Annotated in this window: 1 protein-coding gene; it reads left to right on the forward strand. The window is 60.3% G+C overall.

Going from position 1 to position 1,003, the window contains the following annotated elements:
* Positions 1-52 precede the first annotated feature (52 nt).
* Positions 53-1,003: integrase core domain-containing protein (locus tag IVA96_RS17560; RefSeq protein ID WP_247418445.1), on the forward strand; the 951-nt coding region annotated here is incomplete at its 3' end.

Genomic DNA, 1,003 nt, shown 5'->3' on the forward strand with positions numbered 1-1,003 from the left:
TGTGCATGTTCACTAATTCGCTGATTGGATCGCTCCAGCGGAGGACGATCCGATGCGCGACAACAGCTATGACCGGACGATTGAGCGCAACTATCTGCAGAAGTGGCGTTTTCTGATCCCGGAGTATGAGGCGGTGAAGGCTGGACGATCGCCATTGTTCAACCGGGTCGGCGACTTCTATCGGCACCACGGGACCTGCTCGCAGACCTTCCGCAAGTATTACAATCGCTATCTGCAGAGCGGCGATGAAGCGGACCTGCTGCCGCGGCGGCGCGGCCCGAAGTGGCGGGAACGGCGCGAGCCGGAAGGGATCGAGGCGGAGATCGTCGCCCATCGCAAGCGGGGGATGAACCGCTATGAGATTCATGCGGTCTTGCGCGAGACGCGCGACACGGTACCTTCGCCGATCACGATCTATCGGGTGCTGAGGCGCTACCGCTTGAACCGCCGCACGCCGGCGATGCGCGAGGAGAAACGCCGTATTATCAAGGACAAGCTCGGGGAGCTGGGCCACGTCGATCTGCATCAATTGCCGCGCGATATGTTCCTCGCGCCACCCCCAGTCACGGCCTACATCATCAGCCTGATCGACAGCTGCTCGCGTCTGGCCTGGGCCGAGGTCCTAACCTCCAAGAAGGCGCTGCCGGTCATGTTCAAGACCCTGAAGATGATCAATACCCTCAACCTCACTTACGGGCTCGTCTTCCAGGAGATCCTATCCGACAACGGCGCCGAGTTCGCTGCCCGCACTAAGCCGGACGAGCATCCATTCGAGGCCATGCTGCTCGAGCTTGGCATCAAACACCGCTACACCCGGCCCTATCGGCCACAGACCAATGGCAAGGTCGAACGCTTCTGGCGCACCCTCGATGACGACGTCATCGACGGCGCGACCTTCGACAATCTCGACCACTTCGCCAACGAACTGTTCGACTATCTCGTATACTACAACAACCACAGACCCCATCAGGCCTTGGCAGGACAAACTCCCAAGGCCTTCGCC

It is taken from the genome of Bradyrhizobium sp. 159, assembly GCF_023073795.1.
In the GTDB taxonomy this organism is placed as follows: Bacteria; Pseudomonadota; Alphaproteobacteria; order Rhizobiales; family Xanthobacteraceae; genus Bradyrhizobium.